This is a genomic window from Bradyrhizobium sp. (assembly GCF_049798375.1).
Classification (GTDB): Bacteria; Pseudomonadota; Alphaproteobacteria; order Rhizobiales; family Xanthobacteraceae; genus Bradyrhizobium.
This window is the reverse complement of the sequence record NZ_JBARGP010000771.1, coordinates 1-3,401: the sequence shown is the minus strand read 5'-3', so window position 1 is coordinate 3,401 and position 3,401 is coordinate 1. Positions and strand designations below refer to the sequence as shown.

3 protein-coding genes are annotated in these 3,401 nt (G+C 64.7%); 2 read left to right on the top strand and 1 reads right to left on the bottom strand.

Annotated elements, in window-relative coordinates; genetic code table 11:
- Positions 1-308: 308 nt before the first annotated feature.
- The gene (locus WA702_RS29525) at positions 309-1,280 is read left to right on the top strand and encodes a YiiX/YebB-like N1pC/P60 family cysteine hydrolase (RefSeq protein WP_425114066.1); all 972 of its coding nucleotides are present in this window, start codon (positions 309-311) and stop codon (positions 1,278-1,280) included.
- Between the two features lie 99 nt (positions 1,281-1,379).
- Here WA702_RS29525 and WA702_RS29520 read toward each other — a convergent pair whose 3' ends face one another.
- On the bottom strand, positions 1,380-1,655 hold the full coding sequence (locus tag WA702_RS29520; protein ID WP_425114065.1) for a metal-sensitive transcriptional regulator: 276 nt from the start codon (positions 1,653-1,655) through the stop codon (positions 1,380-1,382).
- Positions 1,656-1,704: 49 nt separating this feature from the next.
- On the opposite strand from WA702_RS29520, the gene WA702_RS29515 reads away from it, so the two are divergent.
- Positions 1,705-3,401: heavy metal translocating P-type ATPase (locus tag WA702_RS29515; protein WP_425114064.1), on the top strand; the 1,697-nt coding region annotated here is incomplete at its 3' end.

Below are 3,401 nucleotides of genomic sequence, written 5' to 3'. Positions count from 1 at the left end.
CCACTACGTCGGCCTCCCGCGGCGCCGCGGCGGACGCGGCCCGGGCAAGAACAGGCAGCGCAGCAAGGGTCGCGGAAGCCGACAGGAAGCCGCGGCGCGTGATCGTCATGTCATGGTTTCCGAAAGCTTCGACGAGCGGGGAATATAGGACAACATTGCCGCATCTGATGCGGGCCGGCAACGGTCATGGTGAATCAATCATGATTGATAAAAGCTCACCGCCATGAACCAAATTGCAACCGCCTCAGACCATGATAGGAACAGGGAAAAGCGCCGGAACAAGGTCGCTCGGGGGCAAGTGTGACGTCATGGGTGTTGTGCTCGATCATATCGGCAAGCTGCTTGCCGGCTACCTTCAGAAGGAGGTGCCAGGCTATGAGCCGTTCACGCCGAGCGATCCGGAAAGCCTGCGCAAGGACATGCAGCCGGGCGACGTGCTGCTGGTCGAAGGCAACAACCGCATCTCCGGCATCATCAAATATCTGACGCAGTCGACCTGGTCGCACGCGGCGCTCTATGTCGGTCCGATCGACGGCGCCTGCGAGCCCGACGGTGAGCCGCATGTGTTGATCGAGGCCAATGTCGGCGAAGGCGTCGAATCGGCGCCGCTGTCGAAATATTTCTCCTATCACACCCGGATCTGCCGCCCGGTCGGCCTCACCTATGAGGACCGCTACACCGTCTGCCGTTATGCCATCAACCGGATCGGCTTCGGCTACGACACCAAGAACATCGTCGACCTGATGCGCTTCCTGATCCCGATGCCGATCCCGCAACGCTGGCGGCGGCGCATGATTGCGATCGGCTCGGGCGATCCGACCAAGATGATCTGCTCGGCGCTGATCGCGCAGGCTTTCGACGCCGTGCGCTATCCGATTCTGCCCAAGATCACGCGCGCGGGCTCGAGGCGGGCACGGCGCGAGATCCTGCACATCCGCGATTCCTCGCTCTACATGCCCAGAGACTTCGATATCTCGCCCTATTTCGAGGTCGTCAAGCCGACCATCATCAACGGATTCGACTACACCGCCCTGCACTGGGCCGACAAGCAGAAGCCGCTCGCGGAGGTAGCGGGCGCGTTCGCCGTGTTTCCAGGACCCAGTGCGCCGCCGCTCGTTCCTGAAGCGCTTGACGAAGAGGCGTCGATTGCGGCTGAGGAAATGAGCGCGGACACCGACCCTGCCCTGACCGAACGCGTCACCGTGACGGAATTTCATCTGGCCGCGGAGTGCGTCACGGTCACACCGGCGCGCCGCGTGAAGCGAGCGGCCAGGGCCTAGAGGCGCTGCCGATCGTCGGGCAGTGCCCTGATTTTTGAATCAGGATGACTAAAGAGTTGAGCTGAGCGAGCGATCGTTCCGCAGCCCCGCCCGGCCGGCCTACCGATCGGAGCGGCCGATCACGGCCATCAGCTCCGCGATCTTCTGCCGCTGGTCCGCCTTGTCGCCGGCCGCGATCGCGTGCTCGACGCAATGCGCGACGTGGTCGCGCAGGATCTCCTCCTCGACCCGCCGCAGCGCCGCGCGCACCGCCGAGATCTGTGTGACGATGTCGATGCAGTAGCGATCGTCCTCGACCATCTTGGCTAGACCGCGGACCTGGCCCTCGATCCGGCTCAGCCGTTTCTGGCACGATGCCTTGATGTCTTTCCGCATGCGGCCTATATACCCCCACAGGGTATATGTTGCAAGACCGGGACGAGACATGATGTCGGAAACGGGACACAGCCAAACGAGCGGTGCCACACCGCATTCCTGCTGTAGCGGCCACGCTCATCATCATGACGCGGAAGGCAAGAAGGCCATCGATCCCGTCTGCGGCATGACCGTCGATCCGGCGACGTCGAAGCATCGCCACGAACATCATGGCGAGATTTTCCATTTCTGCAGCAATGGTTGCCGCACCAAGTTCGCGGCCGACCCCGCCAAATATCTGGAGAAGAAGGAACCGCCGCCGGAGATGCCGGCCGGCACGATCTACACCTGCCCGATGCATCCCGAGGTCCGCCAGGAAGGTCCGGGGACCTGCCCGATCTGCGGCATGGCGCTGGAGCCCGCTGTGGTCAGCCTCGACGACGCGCAGAATCCCGAGCTTGCGGACATGACGCGGCGGTTCTGGATCGGCGCCCTGCTCGCGGCCCCCGTCGTCGTGCTGGAGATGGGCGGGCATCTGCTGGGCCACGCGCTGGTCGCGCCGATGCTGTCCAACTGGATTCAATTCGTGTTCGCAACGCCAGTGGTGCTGTGGGCGGGCTGGCCGTTCTTCGTGCGCGGCTGGCAATCGCTGCAGACGCGCAATCTAAACATGTTCACGCTGATCGCGATGGGCACTACGGTGGCCTACGTCTATAGCCTGATCGCGACGGTGGTGCCGCAAGCTTTCCCCGCGACGTTCCGCGATCATGGCGGCGCCGTCGCCGTCTATTTCGAGGCGGCTGCGGTCATCACCATTCTGGTGCTGCTCGGCCAGGTGCTGGAGTTGCGCGCGCGCGACGCGACATCAGGCGCGATCAAGGCGCTGCTGCGGCTGGCACCCAAAACTGCTCGCCGCGTCGGCGACGACGGCCACGACCACGAGGTCGAGATCGATCAGCTCGCCGTCGGCGATCGCCTGCGCGTGCGGCCCGGCGAGAAGGTGCCGGTCGACGGCATCATCCTCGAAGGCCGCTCGTCGCTCGACGAGTCGCTGGTGACGGGCGAATCGATGCCGGTGAGCAAGGAGCAAGGCGCGCGCGTCGTCGCCGGCACCTTGAACCAATCCGGCGGCTTCGTGATGCGCGCGGACAAGGTCGGCCGCGATACGCTGCTGTCGCAGATCGTGCAGATGGTCGCGGACGCGCAGCGCTCGCGCGCGCCCATTCAACGGCTTGCAGATCAGGTCGCCGGCTGGTTCGTGCCGACGGTTATCGCAGCCGCGGTCATCGCATTCGCTGCATGGTACGCATTCGGGCCTGAGCCGCGGCTGGCTTACGGTCTGGTTGCCGCCGTCAGTGTGCTGATCATTGCCTGCCCCTGCGCGCTTGGGCTCGCGACCCCGATGTCGATCATGGTCGGCGTCGGCCGCGGCGCGCATGAAGGCGTGCTGATCAAGAACGCCGAAGCGCTGGAGCGGATGGAGAAGATCGACACACTGGTGGTCGACAAGACCGGCACCCTGACCGAAGGCAAGCCCGACGTCACCGCGATCGTCACCGCCGAGGGCTTTGATGAGGCCGAGGTGCTACGGCTCGCCGCCAGTGTCGAGAGCGCCAGCGAGCATCCACTGGCGGATGCGATCGTGCGCCACGCCAGGGCACGCAATCTGACGCTCGGTGAGGTCTCAGGCTTCGATGCGCCGACCGGCAAGGGCGCGCGCGGTACTGTCGACGGCAAGTCGGTCGCGCTTGGCAACGCCCCGTTCCT

Coding starts and splice junctions, on each gene's coding strand:
- WA702_RS29525 (WP_425114066.1), top strand. CDS start 309: ATGGGTGTTGTGCTCGATCATATCGGCAAGCTGCTTGCCGGCTACCTT.
- WA702_RS29520 (WP_425114065.1), bottom strand. CDS start 1,655: ATGCGGAAAGACATCAAGGCATCGTGCCAGAAACGGCTGAGCCGGATC.